Consider the following 19464-nt stretch of genomic DNA (forward strand, 5'->3'; position numbering starts at 1 on the left):
GGTAATAGATATGCGCAGTTTAAATCATAAACAGCAAGCGCTGGCGATGGAAATTGTAGCTACGTTGCGGCCCAAACCTGCAAACTAAATAGCCGCCTCTTGATATTTCGAATTAAATTCTATCTTTGTATCCAATTCCTGATTTGTTAATCTTTTAAATATCAAGGAATCATGACAGAGCAAATCTACATATCGCCCCTTTCGCTCATTGCCTGATCAGGCAGGCAAACCCTGTATTTTATTAAATAATTAAACTTTTGCGTCAGTAACCTGTGCATTATTTTGCCTGCCCCCAAATTCACAGGATTTTTTGAGCGCTCTAACAAGGGTATATCCTTACTCAAGGACGAACTGAGATCAAAAATCAAATTCAGGAAAATTAAATGAAAGTGTGATGAACACACATGAATGGCCGCGCTGTATCAAATCGGCACGGCGCAAAAGGCGGCTCGTTAAAACCGGTCGGGATAAACAACTGATACAGCTGGACAAACGGCGCGATGAACTAAGGGAGCAAAGAAGGCTTTTGCCTATGGTTGCGCTTGAACACCCGTATCAACGTGGCTGGAAACGTTTTTTTGTGTTGCGGGATGACCAGAAGCATAACCCGGGGAAGGACTGTTATGAAGCCTTGCTAATGAAAATTAACACGGTTGAATATCATCAGGACAAATCCTTCAAACGGAAAAAACGACGCAAACAACGTTATGTGTACCAGGCAAAACCGCAAATGCTGCGTGAATTGTCGCAGCATAGCTGGGATATCAACAAGATCAATTTAACCGAACAGGAAAAGGTTTGCTTTACCCGTGTTGAAACTTTTGATGCTAAAACCTACCGTACCGAGGTGAAATACGTGTTTGCCGAACCCTGGCGATATGTGCTGAAGGTGGTACCACATATGGTTACGCATACTAAAATGATCGATGCGGATATTGAAAGGGAATTAGCGTGGATAGACGAACACATTGATAACAACCACTTATGGCCGCGCATTAACCTGTTAACCCGTGGCCGGAGCTATCGCTGGAAAAATGAGTTTAACGACCGGCCAAAATACATTAACAAATTTAAAAACACACCCAGGTATGCCTGTAAAGAAGCCTACCTGGAATTAGAAACATAACCCACATGGGCAATTTAAGAACAAAAGATTTAAGTAAAATAGGTTATCATAATGATCAGCTGCGAAGCCTGGTTATTGGTATAACCTCTAAAAATTTCAAGCACCATAGTAAGCAGCAGCTACTGGACCTGTTGTTGAATATTAAGAACGATCCGGAAGCATTTCTGGATGATGAGTTAACAAGCAAGATAGCCGAAAAGGTAATTGGCAAAACGGACGCACCATCCTTTAAAACGTTTGCACTGCGTGATGAACCGGTGTACTGCAAAACTTACGGAGGCAAGGGTATTGAGCAATCGGCCAAAAAACAAATGGAGCTGGCTAATATGCTGCCTGTAAGCGTTCAAGGTGCGTTAATGCCTGACGCGCATATGGGTTTTGGTTTGCCTATTGGTGGCGTACTCGCTGCAAACAACGCGGTAATTCCCTATGCTGTAGGTATGGATATTGGCTGCCGCATGGCGTTGTCGATTATTGATGAGAGCGATGGTTTTCTAAAACGGTTCGAATATCAAATTAAACAAGCCTTAAAAAATCATACTCATTTTGGTATGGAAGGGGGCCTGGAGGTAAGGCAGGAGCATGAAGTGCTGGATAGCAGGGTATTTGATGAGATCCCATTTTTGAAACCGCTGCGGAGTAAGGCGGTAAGGCAATTAGGCACATCGGGCAACGGAAACCACTTTGTGGAGTTTGGCGAGATTGAACTTTTGGCTGATAACGCTTTAGGTTTACCCGCTAAAAAGTACACGGCCTTGTTAACACATTCAGGCAGCCGGGGTTTAGGTTCGGCAATAGCAAGGCAGTACACGCAGATAGCCATGAATACCTGCAAACTTCCGCGCCACGCACAGCAACTGGCCTGGTTGGATATGGACAGCGAGGCGGGCCAGGAATATTGGTTAACCATGACCCTCGCCGGAGATTATGCCAAAGCTTGTCATGAGCGCATACACGCTAACCTTTTAAAGGCTTTAGGCTTGAAAGCTTTGCACGTGGTAGAGAACCACCACAACTTTGCCTGGAAAGATCGATTGGCTGACGGCCAGGAGGTTATTATCCATCGCAAAGGCGCGACACCGGCGCATCAAGGCGAGCTGGGTATTATCCCCGGCAGCATGACCACGCCGGCTTACCTGGTATCGGGCAAAGGCGCAAATGATGCTTTATATTCTGCATCGCACGGTGCCGGCCGGGCCATGAGCAGGCAAAAGGCTAAGGACAGCATGACGGTTTCGGCCATGAAAAAGTTGCTGACCAATGCAGGTGTAACCTTAATTGGCGGTACCGTTGAAGAGAACCCCTTAGTTTATAAGGATATCGAGGCCGTAATGGCGGTGCAAAGCGACCTGGTTGATATCCAGGGCAAGTTTTATCCACGTATCGTTCGAATGAATAAGGAGTAGTGATGAAAAAGATGATGATACAAATCACTTCAGGCAAAGGCCCGGCAGAATGCTGCCGGGTTGTAGCCCGCGTACAAAACCTGATGTTGAAGCAAGCCAAACAGCAAGGCATTCAGCTTGAAGTACTGGAAAACAAAGCCGGCGGGTTAAACGGCACTTTACTATCCGCTACGATGATGGCTACAGGTAATAACCTGGATGCCTTTGTAAAAGAATGGACCGGCACTATACAATGGATAGCGCAAAGTCCGTATCGAAAATACCATAAACGTAAAAACTGGTTTGTAGGCGTATCTGTTTTTGACGTAAAAGAACTGATGCAATGGAACCCTAAAGATGTAAAGCTGGAAACCTGTCGTTCGTCGGGGCCAGGCGGTCAAAATGTAAACAAGGTGGAAACCGCGGTTCGGGGAACACATTTACCATCGGGGCTGCAAGTTATGGCAATGGATAGCCGGTCGCAGCTCGAAAACAAGAAGCTTTGTTTAGCCCGGCTGGAAGCCAAAATACTGATCTGGCAAACAGAACAATTAATAGAGCAACAGCAAAGCCAATGGCAGGAGCATAATGCCCTGGAGCGTGGTAATCCGGTTAAAACCATCAGGGCAGTAATTTAAAACACGCGGCAAAAGTAACCGGGTTTTTTCGTGAAAAAAGGTAAAAAATCGATGTTTTTATAAATGATAAGGTTTAATAAAAGCCTCAAAACGGCGTTTGGCTGTTGTTTTAGAAGCTTTGAATCCTCTGATATTCTCCACATATCGATTACCAGGCTTTTAGATTTTTTTCTAAAAGCCTGTTTTTTTATGGGTGCTACGCCGGTACAACACTTTCCGTAAGTTTTATTGATATGTCCGGTCCCAATCTGCGTGAAAAGTAGACTTGTAAGGTTTTTGGCCAAAACGTTGTTGTCCCAGAGGAAAGTATCTTGTCATCCGTTTCGTTAATAAACTAACCGTCGGCTGATCCTATTGACACTGGCGACACGGCACCAGTATATTAATCAATTATCTGGTTTGAAAGTGAATATCACAATGCGGCAACCACTGCTTTAACTGTTTCTTGTCTTCTTTTGATAAGTAATTGTCATCCAATCTTATCTCTTTTAATTTTGTTAATTTTTTGATTTCAGGAGAAATATAACGAAGTGGGTTATTCCAAATTTCAAGTTTTTCGAGATTAACCAACGAACCTATACAGTTAGGGATACTATCTATTTGGTTATCAAAAATTAGTAATTCTCTAAGATTTGACAGATAGCGAATATTATCAGAGATGCGTTTAATCTTATTGCTATAGACCTGTAATGTTTGAAGCCCACTTAATTTATTATCTACGAAGCCCAAATCTTTAAACTCATTTTCTTCAATTGAAAGCCATTTTAGGTGAGGAACAGTCTTGATTTTTTCAGGAAACATTGACAATTTATTGCCAGAAATATCAAGGTACTCTAAACTATCAAGGTTTGAAAGATCAGTTTTAATTTCGCGGATTTCCGTTTTTCCTACCAGCAGGCTTTTTAGCCCTCGCATTTTATACAAATCATTAGGAAGTGACTTTATGGGGTTTGCACCCAAATAAACACTATGAAGTGATTTAATTTTATAAAGCTGTTGGGGTATTGTTGTAAATTTATTCTGTGCGAGGTAAATTGTATTAATTGGTAATGTGCTGACAGCATCGGGCAGGTAAGCAAGTCCGGCACCTTGAAGAGTTAGATAGGCTCCCTCATTAGCTATTACAATTGACACTCCTGAAGACGTATAAAGGGTTTTCAATTTGCCTTCATCAATTTTGTTCACAATTTCTACTATACGCTTCTGCGCTAATGAATCGGATTGCCCCCTTTTGCTAAATAACCATGCCTTTACTATTCCCTTGCTTTTAATGCAGGGATATTGAAAGTTTGGGTTCCATTCAATGTCATTCGGCTCAACTGCAGATCTATCGGAGTACCGGTATCGTTGCCAGGTTGGCATCTCTTCCTCTTTTGTAGACGTGATGACAATACCGCTATCCGGGATGGTAACAGTTTTAGCCCATAGAAAAGCGGGAGGCAGCGCAGGGTAACCTTGAATTCCGAAAACTATCCCTGCTGCGCCCCTGGATGCTTTAGAGAAGATAAAAGTTGTATGTTCCTGCCATTTCAAAGCACAATAAGAAACAGTAAAAATATATACTGTTGATACTCCCATCTGTATTAGTTTAAAATGTTTAGTCTTGGAAGCAAAATAATTAATGAGATAAAGTAATATTGAACTTATCATCATCAATATCCCTATTCCCAGTCCAAACCCACCAGTTAAGTAAATTATTGCAAAGCCTAAACAGATGGCCAATATGGAAAGGACCTTGAGGGGAGTAATGTTTGATCTTTTCAATTTTGTCAAGCTTGGAATCATAAATACTAATATGGCAACAACCAGGAATCCTTCCCTGTACCCAGATCGTAATGATAAACTCCCGCGCGCATGCCTGCGTAAATATTATTATTTCTGATAACCATCGAATTGGGATAAAGAGCCGCGTACCATAATCCTTTATCTACTAAAAAAAATATTTGTGCATTTCGACCTACTTTTAACAAACTTTTAGAAGTAATAATGATAAAGTTATCCTGATGATCTAATGCGATAGCTTTTGGTGCTGTTGGTAGTTTTAAGTGTTCTCTTACAGCCCATTTATCATTTGGTTTGTAGATTTCAATAATGCTTCCTTCCGAGGTTCCTAAGTGTGCAAGCCCTTCAATGGCGTATTGTTTGCCTCCTCTATTAATAAACTGCACTATCGCATGATTTGATATTTTATAATAATTCTTACCATCACTTGAAACCCAGTATAGAGCACCACCCCATTCACCTCTGTAAAAACCTACTAAATAACCATCTTCTACTTTCAAGATTGAAGCCCTTCCCCCAAAGTCACGACTATCAGCTTTTTTAACTTTAATTTGAAAAGGTAATTGAGGAGATGGAAGTTCTTTCTTATCTACCACAAAAACAGAATCGTTTTTCTTATAGACAGCCCATTCGTGAAAAGAGAAACCATATTTTCTGAGGCTGTCCGGATTAGTAGGAATTGGATGCGTATTCCAGTTACTGATTAGCTTTTTATCAGTTCGGCCTAAACAACTTTCGAGGCTAAATACTATTAATAAAATAAGTAGGTTAACTTTCATAAGTTGTAGAAAGAATTAATTAATAATCATAAATATGCTCTATCGTCACTCCTTTTAGTTTAAGTGTTCTTACAAGCGAGCTAAGGTTTTCCACCATTGTCACTAAAGCAACCCTGCTTAAGCCCGGCTTGGTAAAGATTGGCTGAGTAAATAGTATTTTATAATTATCGGTAACATTTAAAGGCCTGTCAGTTAAAACAGTAAGCATAATGGCACTTTTATTTCCGGCAATCTCAGTAAAACCAACACCATTGTTTGCCAGCTTACTAACCCCTGTATTAAATTCAGCATAACGGGGTAAATTAGCCAGCACCATACCGTTTGGCAATACTTTTATATTATGCACAAATCCGGTTGTATCCAACCCTGTGGGTAGCCTATCCATCACTACTGCTGTTTGCAACGAGGCTGTTTCATAAGCCGATTTGGTGCCGAGGCCAATCAGCCAGCCATAGCCGCTTTTAACCAATAGTTCGGTGGTTAGATAATAGCGCCTCTCCAGTTTACGCAGCAAATGCGGACCGGAGAAAGAGGTACTGCTCCACAACATTTTAAGCTGATGGTTAAAATCATACTCGTACCATGGCAACGCCTCAATAAATTTCACATAGCTGTATTCATAGTCGGCGTTAAACTTATCTTCGGCGGTCATTTCTTCGTTGGGGCTGATGTCGGTCACCCGGCCAACAACGGTCTCGTAAAATGATTTGATACCGTACTCAACGGTTGTGCTGCCGGCTATTACCCATATCATCACATGGTAGCCGGTATTGAAAGGGAAATTGCCTTTAATCTGATCGTACATTACACCGTAACCACCCCACATCTGGTCAACATGTTTCAGGTATGGAAAGGTGGTTGAAGTATGGGTTTTAAAGTAATCTGCCTGCTCAGCCGGACTAAACACCAGGAACCATTCGGGGTAGGTCAGAAAAGTTTGATCAGGCGGACGTACGGCTGCCTGAGGTGTTAGCGGGTTCTTATTAATTGACAGCCAGGCTTTATCCACCAACAAACCCTTCCCGGAAGGCACAGTGGATGGCTCCCTGTTTTTAACAACAAAAGTTATGATAGCCAGTAGCAGCGCAATTAATGTCAGTATCCTTAGCCTTTTCATGCCTATATTTTGGTAAACAACATTAAGGTATTATCGGATGGATCTTTATCTTGTAGTATTCGTTTACCGGCATCTTTAAATCCCGCCTGCTCAATAATGGCTGCCCATTCATCTGCGGACTTGAAGTTTTTAAAATCTCTGGCTTCAAACTCCCAGGTTTCGTTCAATCCCACATTAAATACCGTATGCACCAAAGAAACAAAGGTGGCCATTTCTGGCGTTTTAACATTATGGTCGCGGATAACAAACGAGCCGCCGGGCCGTAGGATTCGGTATATCGATTCCACAAACCCATCCAGCTTCGCTACCGGGCAGTGGTGTAAACCAATATAGCACGTAACCACGTCCAGGCTTGCATCAGGAATAGTTAAACTACTAATTGGGTTATAGCCATTAATATCCACAAAATTGCCCAGCTTGCCCAGCTGCCCCCGCTCCATAATGTCTCCCGGCGAATTGGTTGGCGCGAGATCATTAATAAGATATATCGGGCCGGTGACCTTGATTTCTTTTCTTAGCTGACTAATATAACGACCGGTAGAACCAATCTCGGCATAACCCGAGATCTGTTTAACATCGCCCAATAACCCCAGTGTTTGCCTGACTATTTCTTTTTTTTGCTTTTTAAGCGCTGGCAAGGCATAAGTCAGTTCTGATAAGAATGGCTTAATGCCTTTCAATTTGCTTTGAACTGATTTATAGATCTCCTCATCGGTTTTGCCAGCAGCGGTTTCTTCTTTTATTAATTGATGGAATTTATCCTCGGGATACAAATGAAATATCACCTGTAAAAAGCGGTAAAAATCGTCGCTCCATTTGGTATCGTTAAATACTGCTTTAAATTCGGATGTATTAGCCATTGCTTTTGGATTTTAATGGTTGATAATAGGTATCCCAAAAAATGTTCCTGAATTTATAGTCAGGATCAAGCTTGGTTTTCAGGTCGAATAACTTTTGCGCGTTAGGATATGCTTTATGAAACTGTGCCGCGGTTGGATGTACCTGGTAAGGTAAATAATAAGCACCGTTTACAGCAATTACGGCATCAGCCAGCTCACGGGTCCATACAGCAACAGCATGTTTAGATGCCGGATCTGTGCGTTGCTTGTAATAAACCACAAAAGCAAATACCTCTTCCCGTGCCCATGCCAGGTAGGTGCCCGGATCGGCTTTGGCATGTCTGATGGATACATTAAGCACGTTAACATTAAAACGGATAAATATTTCGGCCATGGCTTGTTCAAATTCCTCAAAGCGCTGAACAGGAACAAAGTATTCCAATAATACATAAGTGCTGTTGATTCGTGATTTGGGTTCCAGTTCGGCAACATCATAACCGGCTTCGTAGTTGCGCCAATGGATCTTTTTGCCCCTGAACAGTAAAGGGTCAATTATAAACTCCCGGTAAGGCTTGCCTAATGGTCTTTCTGTAAACGCCCACAGGAAATACCGCTCCAGCGGATAGGATTCTTTCAGTGGCATCAGCCGGGTTTTAACTGTCGGCTTTTCGGAGGTTTCTATCCAGCTTACAGCTCTTAAACGCGTGTATTTTGGTGGGTAGATATCGCCGTTATGGAAAACTACCTGTGAATTATCGCGTATGGTTTTGAAGAAGTAATCTTTATATTCTTCAACTTTCATTTTTTTATCAATTCGTTTAATGGCCAGGTTATCGGCTAACTCGAGTTCGGCCTGAACGATAACGCCAATGCCATTATAACCGCCAATTGCGCCAAAGAACACTTCCGGGTTTTCTGTTTTAGTAGCATGAACTAACGAGCCATCGGCTAACACAACATCAATTGACCGTACTGATAAAACAACCGGCCCCATGCCCATATATCGCCCATGGGCATTAACACTCAATGCGCCGCCTACCGTGAAATTGGCGTAGGTTTGCATGACCTTGATGCTCAGGTCATACTCATCAATATATTGCTGAATATCGCACCAGCGGATACCCGTCTGTACTTTGATGAGTTTATCTGCTGCTGAAAACTCCAGTACTTTGTTCATTCCGCGCATATCAATATGCAAACTATGCGAGCTTGCTGTTTGTCCACCCATGCTGAAACGGCCGCCGCCTACGGAGATAGCGCCGGTAGCGTTTTTAACAATTTCGCAGATTTCTTCGACCGAAGTTGGACGCGCAATTTTACTAACCAATACGGGGTTCAGCCGGGTTACATCGTCAATAATACGCTCATCGGTTTTAAGGTGGGGGATCTCTTTACCTTCATCGTTTTTCAAATAATCGGGTGCCGACCCGGGTACCGAACCATATTGGTTTGTCGTGTAATCCCCTTTTTTGAAACCTAACCGCCAGAATAACCATAATGGCCCAAGCACGGGTATTAAAACAGTAAACAGCCAATAGCCTGAATAGCCCTGATCATGCAGGCGCTTAATAGAAGTAGCTATAATGATCCAGAATAATAAAGGATATAGAATAAACGTAGCTCCTTCGCCAGCAAGCAATAAAAAGTTGTACAACACGTAAAAAGTGCACCAGTAAAACAGGGAAGCCAGCCAAAAAGCCCCTTTTGATAAGCGGCCGTTAAAAGTAAATAGCAGATAGGTTACAGGTAGTTTTTGTTTCAGGCGCATGGATGGTCTTGGCAATACGCTAATATATCATTACTTTCAATTATAATTATAGCCGCGTATATAAATGTAACATGATACCCAGAGGTAAATTATATATCAGCTATAAGAATTTGGTTGAAGGTGCTTATTACTGCCTTACTGATCGCTTTCGCTTACCAGGGCCGGATGTTGATCAATGCGCTAACGAAATGGTTTGCCTCTCGGTGAGAACTGGAATCGATCTGGTATTAAATGCTTTGAATTTTCCGCCGGGCTTCGAGATGATTGTTACTGATATCAATATCCCGGATATGTTCGCCATAATTAACTGGCACGAATTAACGCTTGTTCCGATCCCGGTTAATAAGTATACCTTAAATATGTCCCCGGCCCAGGTGGAAGCAGCAATTACACCTGCAACCAAAGTTATACTGATCACTCACCTTTTTGGCGGTATCATGGAAATTGAAGCGATAGTTGCCATAGCAAAAAAGCATAACCTCATTATATTTGAGGATTGCGCACAAGCATATGCCGGTAATTTATATAGCGGGAATCCCGCATCAGACGTAGTGATGTTTAGCTTTGGCTTTATTAAAACCAATACGGCTATTAGCGGGGCGATGATCAAAATAAAAGACCCGGGTTTGTACGCTGAGGTTGTTGCGCAAAATGGGCACTACCATCAACAAAGCACTGCAGGCTATTTTAAAAAGCTTTTTAAAGTGCTGTTTGTAAAGCTGCTCACCAATAAAGTTATTTATACCGGGTTTTATAATTTAGTGATGGCTTTGGGAAAAGACTTTGAACAGGTATTAGGTGGCTTTACAAAGGGCTTCCCCGGCAACGATATTTTTAGACAGATCCGGCATCAGCCTTCCACTCCAAATCAAAGGCTGCTCCGAAAAAAACTTGCTAACTTTGATCAAAATAGTATTACTAAAAGGATCCAATTAGCTAAAGATATTTTATCAAAGATCCCCGATAATTATAAAATTGGTTTTGAGAACAAGAGGCATTCTTACTGGGTGATGCCTGTTGAAACCCATAATCCGGATGCACTGATCAAACACTTGCGTAATAACGGTTTTGATGCTTCGCAAAAAGCATCAAGCTTAATCAAGTTGAGCGAGGCGGGCGGCGTTCCCAAACCTGAAGAATTAGCATTAGACAATCTTGTTTATTTACCAGTGTATCCCGCTATGAGCGCAAAAGACCGTAATAAACTAATACAACTAATAATCAATTTTTCGCGCTAATCTCTTTTTATGCTGACAGGTTGTGGCGCTTTAACGTTTTCCATAACTAGGCTTCAATTGCTTAACCATATCCTTGGCCGAAAGATGTCCGTTTATTAATAAAAATAGCCCGAACTACCCCAGCCCCCCCCCAAATCCACTTTAAAAAAATATCATCAACAGCAATGAGGGTAAAACGCTTCAGGCGTGTTTAAGAGACAAATTTTAATAATCGTCTTAACAACACAAATGCTATGAAAGCAACATCTCTGATCTATCTTGTTATCTTTTTGATTTCGTTTAAATTTACTGCAGGCGCCCAGCAAAAAACGGCAACCAATGCCGATTCAGTATTTAAGCCCAAAATCGGATCATTTGATGCCGATTACTCCTACTCGCCGTTTACCGTTAAAAATAAAAACATGAACATCAGGCAAGTGAATGCTTCGCTCAACGTACCGCTGATAAATTATTTCAGGGACGGAAAGCTTGATTTTTTACTTGCCGGCGTTAGTTACAGCGGGCTTTCCTTATCCGGGACAGGAAAAACATTCGGCGGTGCTGATTTTTATTCTATTTCGGTACCCATCACTTTTCAAAAATCGTTTTCTGCAAAGTACGCGCTGCTGGTATCAGCAATCCCTACCTTATCATCCGATCTGAAAGATGTTTCGGGCGAAGACATGCTATACTCAGGCTTTGCCATGCTCAAGATCCGTAAGTCTAAAAACTTTTCCTACGCCGTAGGTGTGGGTTATTCAAGGCAGTTTTTTGGTACGATACTGCTGCCGGTTATCGGGATAGAATGGCAGATCAGCGAAAAACTGAGCCTTAGCGGCACCCTGCCCGTTTCCGAAAAATTAAAGTACCAGCTCAACGATAAAAGTATCATTGGTTTCAGCAGCGACTTTGGCATTGGCGGGGGCTCGTATCGCCTATCAAAAAAAACCGGGTCAAATTATTTACAGGTACAGCAGTATAAAAACACGCTTTTTTATAATTACCAGCTGGCTAAAAACTTTTCGGTACAAATAAGCGGCGGGTACAATTTTGTGCAGAAGCTTGACTTATACAATAAAGATCAAAAAGTTAACTGGGCTCCATTTAACGACCTGAACAAACGTGTTCCCCTGGCCGAACTGAAAAAGACCGGCTTCACCGTCGAATCGGGGATCAGCTACCGGTTTTAACCCGGAGCCGGTGCAAGTATTCCTTATCAATGTATAACATCAATCAACCGCAGCAATGGAAACAACTATTAATTTAATGGTCGAGGTTTTTAAAACAAATGTTGAGGATCCGGTGCAGGCAGCAAAATTGGTGGGCCTGCTTCAAAAACGTATTACCAATAGCAGTGTAAATTTTGACCTGGAAGATTGTGATAAAGTATTGAGGATAGAGGGCCCGGATGTTTCACCGCAATCGGTCGTGGGCATCCTTAAAGATCATGGTTACAAATGCCAGCCGCTCGAATAAACACAAAGCCCGGATTATAATGTTTGTATGCCTATTCGCTTGTCAAATAAACCTGAAGAGCTGTTAAAAAACGGATGAAACGCGTTATTGAGAAAGCATCAAGGCAAGCTGAAAAAAGCCGTTATGGCATGTAAAATATATTTTAGGGATATTATGTGTGGGGCCGCGTTAGGGATTGCAGTGTAAAGCCCACGGCGTGGATTGGGATTGCGGGCGGGAAAAGCGAGGACTTGTAACGTAAAGCCCGGGCCGCAGGCAACGCCCAAATCTATAAAATCAATCGAAAAATATACTTAATAATCAATAGCTTACAATCATGCCATTATAAGGAACGAAGCAATCCCGAACTATACGGAGCAACTCTGCTAACCGGGGATTGCTTCGTTACAGCAATGACGGCTTTTTCAATAAGATTTTATCAAACCATTTTAAACTGCATCCAGGGTAATTATTTTAGTACAAAGCAGGAAGAAGGATGGGCCCTGTCGTTGTAAATATCGTTAAGCTGCGTTGGTCCCGAAACGGTATCAAAAACCATGATATTATTTTCGCCGGCTACAAAATGAGGCCATTGCTTATCATTAACCTGGCCCGGAGCTTTGCCTTTTATAAAGTTTACCCAGGTTTGGTGTATTTGGTTAGCCAGTTTTAGTTCTGTATCGTTAAAATTGTTTTGTTTGGGTAAAAACCAAACATAGCTTAATTCATCGGCATGGGTTGCACCGGTACCATCGCGCTTGTAATCAAAACGGTACATCCAAACGTGGCTGCCTGCCTGCGCTAATGTGTTAGCCAGCCGGTAGCTGTGCATCTGGTACATGTATTGGGTGAGTACTTTTATGGCGGCGCTATCTGCACTGCCATTTTTAGCCTCACTTTCAAAGTTTGATAAAATATAACGGTAATTATCACCAAACCAGCCATATAGCACTGTGCTATCGGGGTGATTGAGGCGTTTATCAAAATTCATAAACATTTTACTTTCAAACTTATTGGTACCGATGAGGAAGTGTACTTTATCATTCCTGTTTTTGAGGATATATTGATATGGATCCTGCGAAATCACCGCGCCATCTATCACGGGGCCAAAATAGTTGGTGCCCTGTGCCCCATTGCTGATGTTTGCCTGTGCTGCTATAAGTTTTTCGGCGGAGATTTTGAGGAGATCGGCAGGTTTGCTAACACCCAGCTCGGTCATTAACCGCTGCCTGATGCCCTTAGCGGTAACAGAATCCCGGATGCATTGCACGGCGCCGCTTTCTAAAATCTGCTGGTTGAAATAGCCTTTGGATTGCGGTGTTGCCAACAGGGCACTGGTGAGTTTTGCGCCTGCCGATTCGCCCATGACGGTAACCTTCGAAGCATCGCCGCCCATCGCCGTAATATTTTGCCTGATCCATTTCAGCGCCATGATCAGATCGAGCAGGCCATTATTTCCGGATGATTGATAAGCTTTGTTTACATCGCCCAAATACATAAAGCCGAAAACGCCAAGGCGATAATTAATGGTAACGGTAACAACACTGTCATCGTCGGCAAAAGCGTGCCCGTTCATCCCCATACCCGAGCCGCCTGTAAGCGAGCCGCCATGTACCCATACCAGCACCGGAAGCCTGGCATCCCTTGCTGTTGTTGGTGTATAAACGTTCAATGTCAGGCAATCTTCGCTGCCTTTTAGTCCGCCTGTGCCGCCACCCTGCGATGCCGGGCTTCCAAATTTTTCGCATGAAAGCGTATCTTTCCATGCCATCATTGGCTGCGGGGGCATAAAACGCAAAGGGCCAACCGGTGGTTTAGCATACGGGATGCCTTTAAATACCAGGGTTGGCCCTTCTTCGATACCTTTTATCCATCCACCTGATACTTTTGTTACAACTGTTTGGGCAGAGGTGGTAAAACCTAAAAATATGCCCAGTAAAAACGTGTAACCCGGAATCAGGCGGATGATATTTTTCATAACATGGTTGATCTTAATAAGTGGCAGCCAGCTGAAGCGCGTTATAAGCATTAACAACGCCGCCGGTTACACAAAGATCGGTAAACGGAACTTCTTTTTTAGTCTCTCCATCTTTAATCTCTACATTATGCGATATTTTCACTACCGATTTCATGATGATCTCCTTAACCTGTACAGCCGTTAATTTTGGATAATATGAACGGATAAGCGCTGCCAGACCGGTTACAACCGGTGCCGCCATACTGGTACCATCATGCTCGGCATAGGCAGATTTTGGTGTGGTTGAATTAATGGCCACACCCGGTGCAAACACATCAACACTGGTTTTGCCATAATTGGAGAAAGATGCTTTCAGCGTTTCGTCGTCTTTAGGACCCGATGCGCCAACTTCTATCCAGGCACCGGCTACGCCGCTTTTGTCTTCATAAATACGGTTAGGGACGTTCAGTTCAACTTCGGTGTTATTGTTGTCATTACCCGCGGCATGTACCAGCAATACATCCTTGCTTAACGCAAATTTTACAGCTTCATCAACCGCTTTTTTATTGTACGAGTAACTTTTGCCGAAGCTCATGTTGATGACCTTAGCGCCGTTAGCCGCAGCATAACGAATAGCATTTGCTACATCCTTATCGCGTTCATCGCCGGTAGGCACTGTACGTACCGACATGATAGCTACATCATTGGCCACACCCATAACACCCAGATTGTTATCTCTTATCGCGCCAATAATCCCGGCAACGTGGGTGCCATGATCAGCATCCGGGCCGGTTACGTCATTATTGCCATAAAAACGCTCATTAGCGTTGTTATAGTTATCGCCCACGGTATCTCTTGAATTGAAATTAAGGTTGAGGTGATAATCCAACTGTTCTTTAAAGTGAGTTAAGCCGCCGTTTACCTCTTTCTCCCTGAACTCGGCTACATTTTTAAACGAAGGCAGGGCGCTTACCAATACACGTTTAACATAGGCCTCGCCATTATCTTTAGGCTCAAATTTGGTAATGTCATCAAGGCTTGGGTTTTGGTTGCCCAGCTTCGCCAGTACGCCATCAAGCAGGGTGTTGAATTTATTGATCACCGTATAGGTTTGCTGTGCTTTGGCAACCTGCTTATCCATATCAGCTTTCATAGCGCTGTATGCTTTAAAATCGGCAAGGTCTTTACCAGTAAGTTTCGTACTGTCGGCATTGGCAAAGCGTGCGTTGTTGATCCGTACAAGGCGGGTTAGCTCCAGGTTATCGTAATGTACATCTCCCTTGGCCGATCCTATAAAATCCCAGCCGTGCATGTCATCAGCATAACCGTTTTTATCATCATCCTTTTTATTCGCGGCGGTTTCTTGCGGGTTGTTCCAGATCACCTTTTTAAGGTCCTCATGGTCCACATCAATACCCCCATCAATTACGGCTACCAGCACGGTAACGTGTTTTTTGCCTTTTAACAGCTCGTTGTATGCTTTTTCAGTACTGATCCCAAATACAGAATCGGTTTTAAGATCAAGGTTTTGCCAGTTAGGTTTAGTTTTTGGAGCTTCCTGCGCATAAGTGAATACAGGTAAGCAAAGCCCGGCTACCAGCACAAGCTTTTTAAGCGGAAAATTGTTTATCATTAATACTTTCAGTAATAGTTTATAAGTACAAAAACTCTAAAGTAGGTTTTTAATTGTTTAAAAAATGTGGGGGTTTGGTGATTTTAACACGTTTTTAGGAAAAAATATCTTGCCGGTCACTCTACTTTTTGCTCAAAAATATGTTCAATTATAAATTTTGATTCTTCTACGTAAACCTTTTTCCTGATCAGTTCCCGTAAATCGTCGGTGGCGCCATCCCTTATCTCATACTTCTTTTCTTTACAGGTTTTTATAAAACCTGTATACAATTGTTTCGCTTTGCCTGTTTCGCCTTTTGCAAGTGTGGCAAGCGCTATATTAAACATGGCGTAAGTGGCGTCATCCTGGTATTTCAGCGCCTTGTAAGAATATTTTATACAGTCATCAAACTTACCAGCGCAATAACATGACCACCCCAGGTTACCCAAGGCATTGGCATAAGTGCTGTCAATAGTTATTGCTTTTTTGGCGGCATCAATAGCTTCCTGGTAGTTACCCGATTGCGTATAGCTTAAATTGAGCCCTACGTAAGCGTATTTATAGGTCGGGTCGGCCCTTACTGCTTTCTGATGATAAGTTATAGCTGTTTCATATTGCTTTTTCTGATAGTAGCAATCGCCTATCCTGTCGTATGGAAAAGGATATGATTTATCAATGCTGATAGCTTTTTGGAGATCTTTTATGGCATCGTCCAATTTATCTGCGTAATAATAAGCGTCGCCGCGATCAACATAAAAAGTCCGTCGGTCGGGTTCCAGGTTGATGGCCTGTGTATACAGACTGATAGCTGTTTCGTATTCGCTCCTGTCACAGTAAATATCACCTTTCAGGTTATAACCATCACCATCGTCGGTGTTTTGGTTGATATGCTGATTGATAAAATAAAGGGCGCTATCAGGCATATCCATATTTTTGTAGCACCTGGTAAGGTTGTAGTAAGTCCAACTATAATTGGGCTTTAACCGTAATGTCAATCGCAGATCAGTTGCTGCTTCCTTATATTTTTCAAGGTCGATCAGGCAGTCGGCCCGGTCATAATAAAGTACAAAGTAGCCCGGGAAAAATTTAATGGCCTGGTCGTAATCAGCTACCGCCTTGTCAAGCTCATCAAGATTATAATAGCACTTAGCCCGCATCTGGTATGCATGGGCATACTGTGGCCGTACCGCCAATATTTGATCACAATACGTTATACATTCCCGGTATTTATGTTCATCAAACAGCATTTCTGCTTTCATTGTGTTGGCCGAAATCAATTTCGGGCTGTCTTTTAGCAACCGGTTCAATTCAGTACCTGCGGCTGATTTTCCTTTAAATGACGCGGTAAGTAATTTTAATCGTTTAGCAAAAACGGTATTAGGAGCATTTTTAAAAAAGCCGTCTAAAATTTTATCGGCATTTTTATCGCCGGGCTGTGATGTGAATACCAATTTAAAAAAATCTTTCCCCAGTTGTTTTTCCGCAGGCGAAAGATTGCTATTGTCAGCAATATCCTTAACAAGGCTAAAAATTTCGTATCCCTGATAGGGCATGATCCGCGTTACATCTTTTTGTAAGGTGATGTTTTTAATGCTTTTGGATAGTAACATCATTCCTTTATCAATGCTGTCTTGCCTGAAACAGGTGATAGCCTCTTTTAAATAGGATGCATAGTCGCTGATCTGGTAACCAGGTGCAGTTATTGGTACGGAATTTTTTTTACTGGAAGTATCCGCCGGTACTAAAGCCCAGGTGGTTAAGGGGGCTAAAATAAACAGCCAAAAAGCTATTGGTTTAAATGATAAGGTCATGCTATAAAAATAGCATATCCGGTTAATATTAAAAAATGGAAATGGGTTGCCGGTTTAATCCTATTTGCCCAGTTCAGCCCTAACCTTTTTTACCTCAGCCGCGGTAACCAGGCTGCTGTTATTACCAAAATTATTGCGGATATAGGTAAGTACAGCAGCGATATCAGCATCACTTAAAAAATTATGCTTGGGCATGGCGCTGTTGTAAGGCCTGTTTTTCACCTTGATGGGTCCATCGAGGCCATTAAGCAGTACCCTTATAGCAAGGTCTTTTTCCATAAACTTACCACCGGTTACCCATTCCGATCCGCTAAGCGGCGGGATCATATTACCATCGCCGCGGCCATTTTTTTGATGACAGTTAGCGCAATAGGTATTGTAAATTTTAGCGCCGCCTTTGAGCATGCCGGTTTGCAGATCGCTCTTTAAAACATCGGGCAACCTGAAACCCGGTAGTTTTTTACGGAGCTCCATTTTGGCAAGTTCGGCCTTGCCAAACCCGGCTTTGTTACCCGTGTAGGAAATTTTCCAGATCTTTCCTTCCTCTGTTTCGCTGATGTATAAGGAGCCATCGGGCCCCATGGCCAGCCCCATTGGCCGGTAAGCCGCGTCACTTACACTTACTACCGTGTTTTTTCCGGTAAAGCCGTCTGCGAAGATTTCCCACTGACCAGCTGGCTTCCCGTTTTTAAAGGGTACAAAGCATACAAAGAAGCCTGCCTGCGGGTAAGGCGACCGGTTGGTTGATCCGTGAAAGGCAATAAAAGCCCCGTTTTTATATCTTGCCGGGAACTGATCGCCGGTATAAAAAAACAGGTCGTTGGGGGCCCAGTGCGCGGGGAAAGCCATGATAGGCTGGGTGTATTTAGCGCCGTTGCCGGCTTTTATGCCATCGCCGCCATATTCGGGGTTCAGAAGTTTTTTCTTTTTAATAGGATCGTAATAATAATATGGCCAGCCTACATCAGTGCCCTTTTTTACTTTAATAAACTCTTCAGCAGGCAGCACCGCGCTTTGCCAGGCACTGAATATTTTAGGGAACTGCAGGCGCAGGTCGTCACGGCCATGGGCCACCACATAAAGGCAATTGTCAGCAGTATTCCAGTCCATAGCAACTATGCTGCGCATGCCGGTAGCATAACGGATTCCATCGGCCTGTACCTGGTTAGGTTTAGCCTCATCAAACTGCCAGATACCTCCATATTGCTTTAATAACGGGCAGCCCTTGATCCCTTTTGAGCCGGGGACCCTGTTTTGCTCCTGGCAGGCGTTTGAGGGTGCTCCGAACGCCACGTACATATGTCCGGCATTATCAAAGGCCAGGGGTTTAGCATCATGTTCATGCGGGGCGGTAGCATCATGCAAAATCAATTCGAGCGGGGCATCGGGTACCAATGTTTGCGGATTTAATTTGGTTCGATAAACATTTGCCTCCGAACTGAAGTACAGGTATCCTTTATGTACGCGCATGCCTGTACCATAGGGCCCTTTGTCTTCATAGTTGGCAAACTTTTTAATGACGTCAGCCCGGCCATCGCCGTTAGTATCACGCAGGGCAACGTTGTCGCCGATAGAATCGGGGAAGCGGAGTTTTACATAAACATCGCCATTGGTGTTCACCGCGATATGACGTGCGCGGCCTTCCAAACTATCCACCACCACAACCGCTTTAAATTTGCCGGGCAGGAATAAGCCGCCATTGGCGGTGTCAGCAGCAGGCGGTACAGTGTTATGGCCTATATTTTTAAAACTGATAATCAACAGTGCACACAGCACCAGCATCACGCCGGTCATAGTTTTTTTGCTTTTCATTTGAGGCGAACAGGTTATCTAAATGCAGGATTGGTATTAAACGGCAATGCCCTGCTATAAAAGCGATTTTGAAGGTAAATGTTTAGGAAGATTTATTTTTATTGGCTGAGAGACTAAATATTATAACATGGGCCGGATGTAAGGATATCATATTATCCCAAAAAGT

At 43.0% G+C, this 19464-nt stretch carries 15 protein-coding genes; 6 read left to right on the top strand and 9 right to left on the bottom strand.

Features of this window, described 5'->3' with window-relative positions:
• The first annotated feature begins 394 nt into the window (after window positions 1-394).
• From ABIC84_RS11790 to prfH, 3 genes are read left to right on the top strand one after another with little or no spacing between them, the layout of a single operon-like run.
• The gene (locus ABIC84_RS11790; RefSeq protein ID WP_429263677.1) at window positions 395-1126 is read left to right on the top strand and encodes a hypothetical protein; all 732 of its coding nucleotides are present in this window, start codon (window positions 395-397) and stop codon (window positions 1124-1126) included.
• Between the two features lie 5 nt (window positions 1127-1131).
• Window positions 1132-2532, top strand: a complete 1401-nt coding sequence (locus ABIC84_RS11795) for an RtcB family protein (RefSeq protein WP_429263678.1) — start codon at window positions 1132-1134, stop codon at window positions 2530-2532.
• A 2-nt stretch (window positions 2533-2534) separates the two neighbouring features.
• The gene (gene prfH, locus ABIC84_RS11800) at window positions 2535-3149 is read left to right on the top strand and encodes a peptide chain release factor H (protein ID WP_429263679.1); all 615 of its coding nucleotides are present in this window, start codon (window positions 2535-2537) and stop codon (window positions 3147-3149) included.
• A 390-nt stretch (window positions 3150-3539) separates the two neighbouring features.
• On the opposite strand, the gene ABIC84_RS11805 is transcribed toward prfH, so the two are convergent.
• The 5 genes from ABIC84_RS11805 to ABIC84_RS11825 form a co-directional block, all read right to left on the bottom strand.
• A complete protein-coding gene (locus ABIC84_RS11805; protein WP_429263680.1) occupies window positions 3540-4727 on the bottom strand; it encodes a leucine-rich repeat domain-containing protein in 1188 nt (395 codons plus the stop codon).
• 212 nt (window positions 4728-4939) lie between these two features.
• Window positions 4940-5710, bottom strand: a complete 771-nt coding sequence (locus tag ABIC84_RS11810; protein WP_429263681.1) for a hypothetical protein — start codon at window positions 5708-5710, stop codon at window positions 4940-4942.
• Window positions 5711-5729: 19 nt separating this feature from the next.
• Window positions 5730-6827 carry a hypothetical protein gene (locus ABIC84_RS11815; protein ID WP_429263682.1) on the bottom strand — a complete coding sequence of 366 codons (1098 nt, stop codon included), beginning with the start codon at window positions 6825-6827 and terminating at the stop codon, window positions 5730-5732.
• 2 nt (window positions 6828-6829) lie between these two features.
• Window positions 6830-7687, bottom strand: a complete 858-nt coding sequence (locus tag ABIC84_RS11820; protein WP_429263683.1) for a methyltransferase domain-containing protein — start codon at window positions 7685-7687, stop codon at window positions 6830-6832.
• Entirely contained in the window at window positions 7680-9434 is a 1755-nt protein-coding gene (locus ABIC84_RS11825; protein ID WP_429263684.1) for an FAD-binding protein, read from the bottom strand. Before ABIC84_RS11825 ends, ABIC84_RS11820 begins: the two co-directional genes overlap by 8 nt.
• A 71-nt stretch (window positions 9435-9505) precedes the next feature.
• Between ABIC84_RS11825 and ABIC84_RS11830 the strand changes: the two genes are divergently transcribed.
• The 3 genes from ABIC84_RS11830 to ABIC84_RS11840 all read left to right on the top strand — a co-directional run bounded on the left by ABIC84_RS11830 (window position 9506) and on the right by ABIC84_RS11840 (window position 12127).
• Window positions 9506-10672 (top strand): aminotransferase class V-fold PLP-dependent enzyme, encoded by a 1167-nt coding sequence (locus ABIC84_RS11830; RefSeq protein ID WP_429263685.1) that lies wholly within the window; start codon window positions 9506-9508, stop codon window positions 10670-10672.
• 233 nt (window positions 10673-10905) lie between these two features.
• Window positions 10906-11841, top strand: a complete 936-nt coding sequence (locus tag ABIC84_RS11835) for a DUF6268 family outer membrane beta-barrel protein (protein WP_429263686.1) — start codon at window positions 10906-10908, stop codon at window positions 11839-11841.
• A 55-nt stretch (window positions 11842-11896) separates the two neighbouring features.
• A complete protein-coding gene (locus ABIC84_RS11840; protein WP_429263687.1) occupies window positions 11897-12127 on the top strand; it encodes a hypothetical protein in 231 nt (76 codons plus the stop codon).
• A 448-nt stretch (window positions 12128-12575) separates the two neighbouring features.
• Here ABIC84_RS11840 and ABIC84_RS11845 read toward each other — a convergent pair whose 3' ends face one another.
• From ABIC84_RS11845 to ABIC84_RS11860, 4 genes are all read right to left on the bottom strand, one after another.
• Window positions 12576-14084 carry a carboxylesterase/lipase family protein gene (locus tag ABIC84_RS11845; RefSeq protein ID WP_426583546.1) on the bottom strand — a complete coding sequence of 503 codons (1509 nt, stop codon included), beginning with the start codon at window positions 14082-14084 and terminating at the stop codon, window positions 12576-12578.
• Between the two features lie 13 nt (window positions 14085-14097).
• Window positions 14098-15696 carry a S8 family peptidase gene (locus tag ABIC84_RS11850; protein WP_429263688.1) on the bottom strand — a complete coding sequence of 533 codons (1599 nt, stop codon included), beginning with the start codon at window positions 15694-15696 and terminating at the stop codon, window positions 14098-14100.
• Between the two features lie 116 nt (window positions 15697-15812).
• Window positions 15813-17486 (bottom strand): tetratricopeptide repeat protein, encoded by a 1674-nt coding sequence (locus tag ABIC84_RS11855; RefSeq protein WP_429263689.1) that lies wholly within the window; start codon window positions 17484-17486, stop codon window positions 15813-15815.
• A 60-nt stretch (window positions 17487-17546) separates the two neighbouring features.
• The gene (locus ABIC84_RS11860) at window positions 17547-19298 is read right to left on the bottom strand and encodes a c-type cytochrome (protein ID WP_429263690.1); all 1752 of its coding nucleotides are present in this window, start codon (window positions 19296-19298) and stop codon (window positions 17547-17549) included.
• Window positions 19299-19464 lie beyond the last annotated feature (166 nt).

It is taken from the genome of Mucilaginibacter sp. 3215, assembly GCF_050433785.1.
Taxonomy (GTDB): domain Bacteria; phylum Bacteroidota; class Bacteroidia; order Sphingobacteriales; family Sphingobacteriaceae; genus Mucilaginibacter.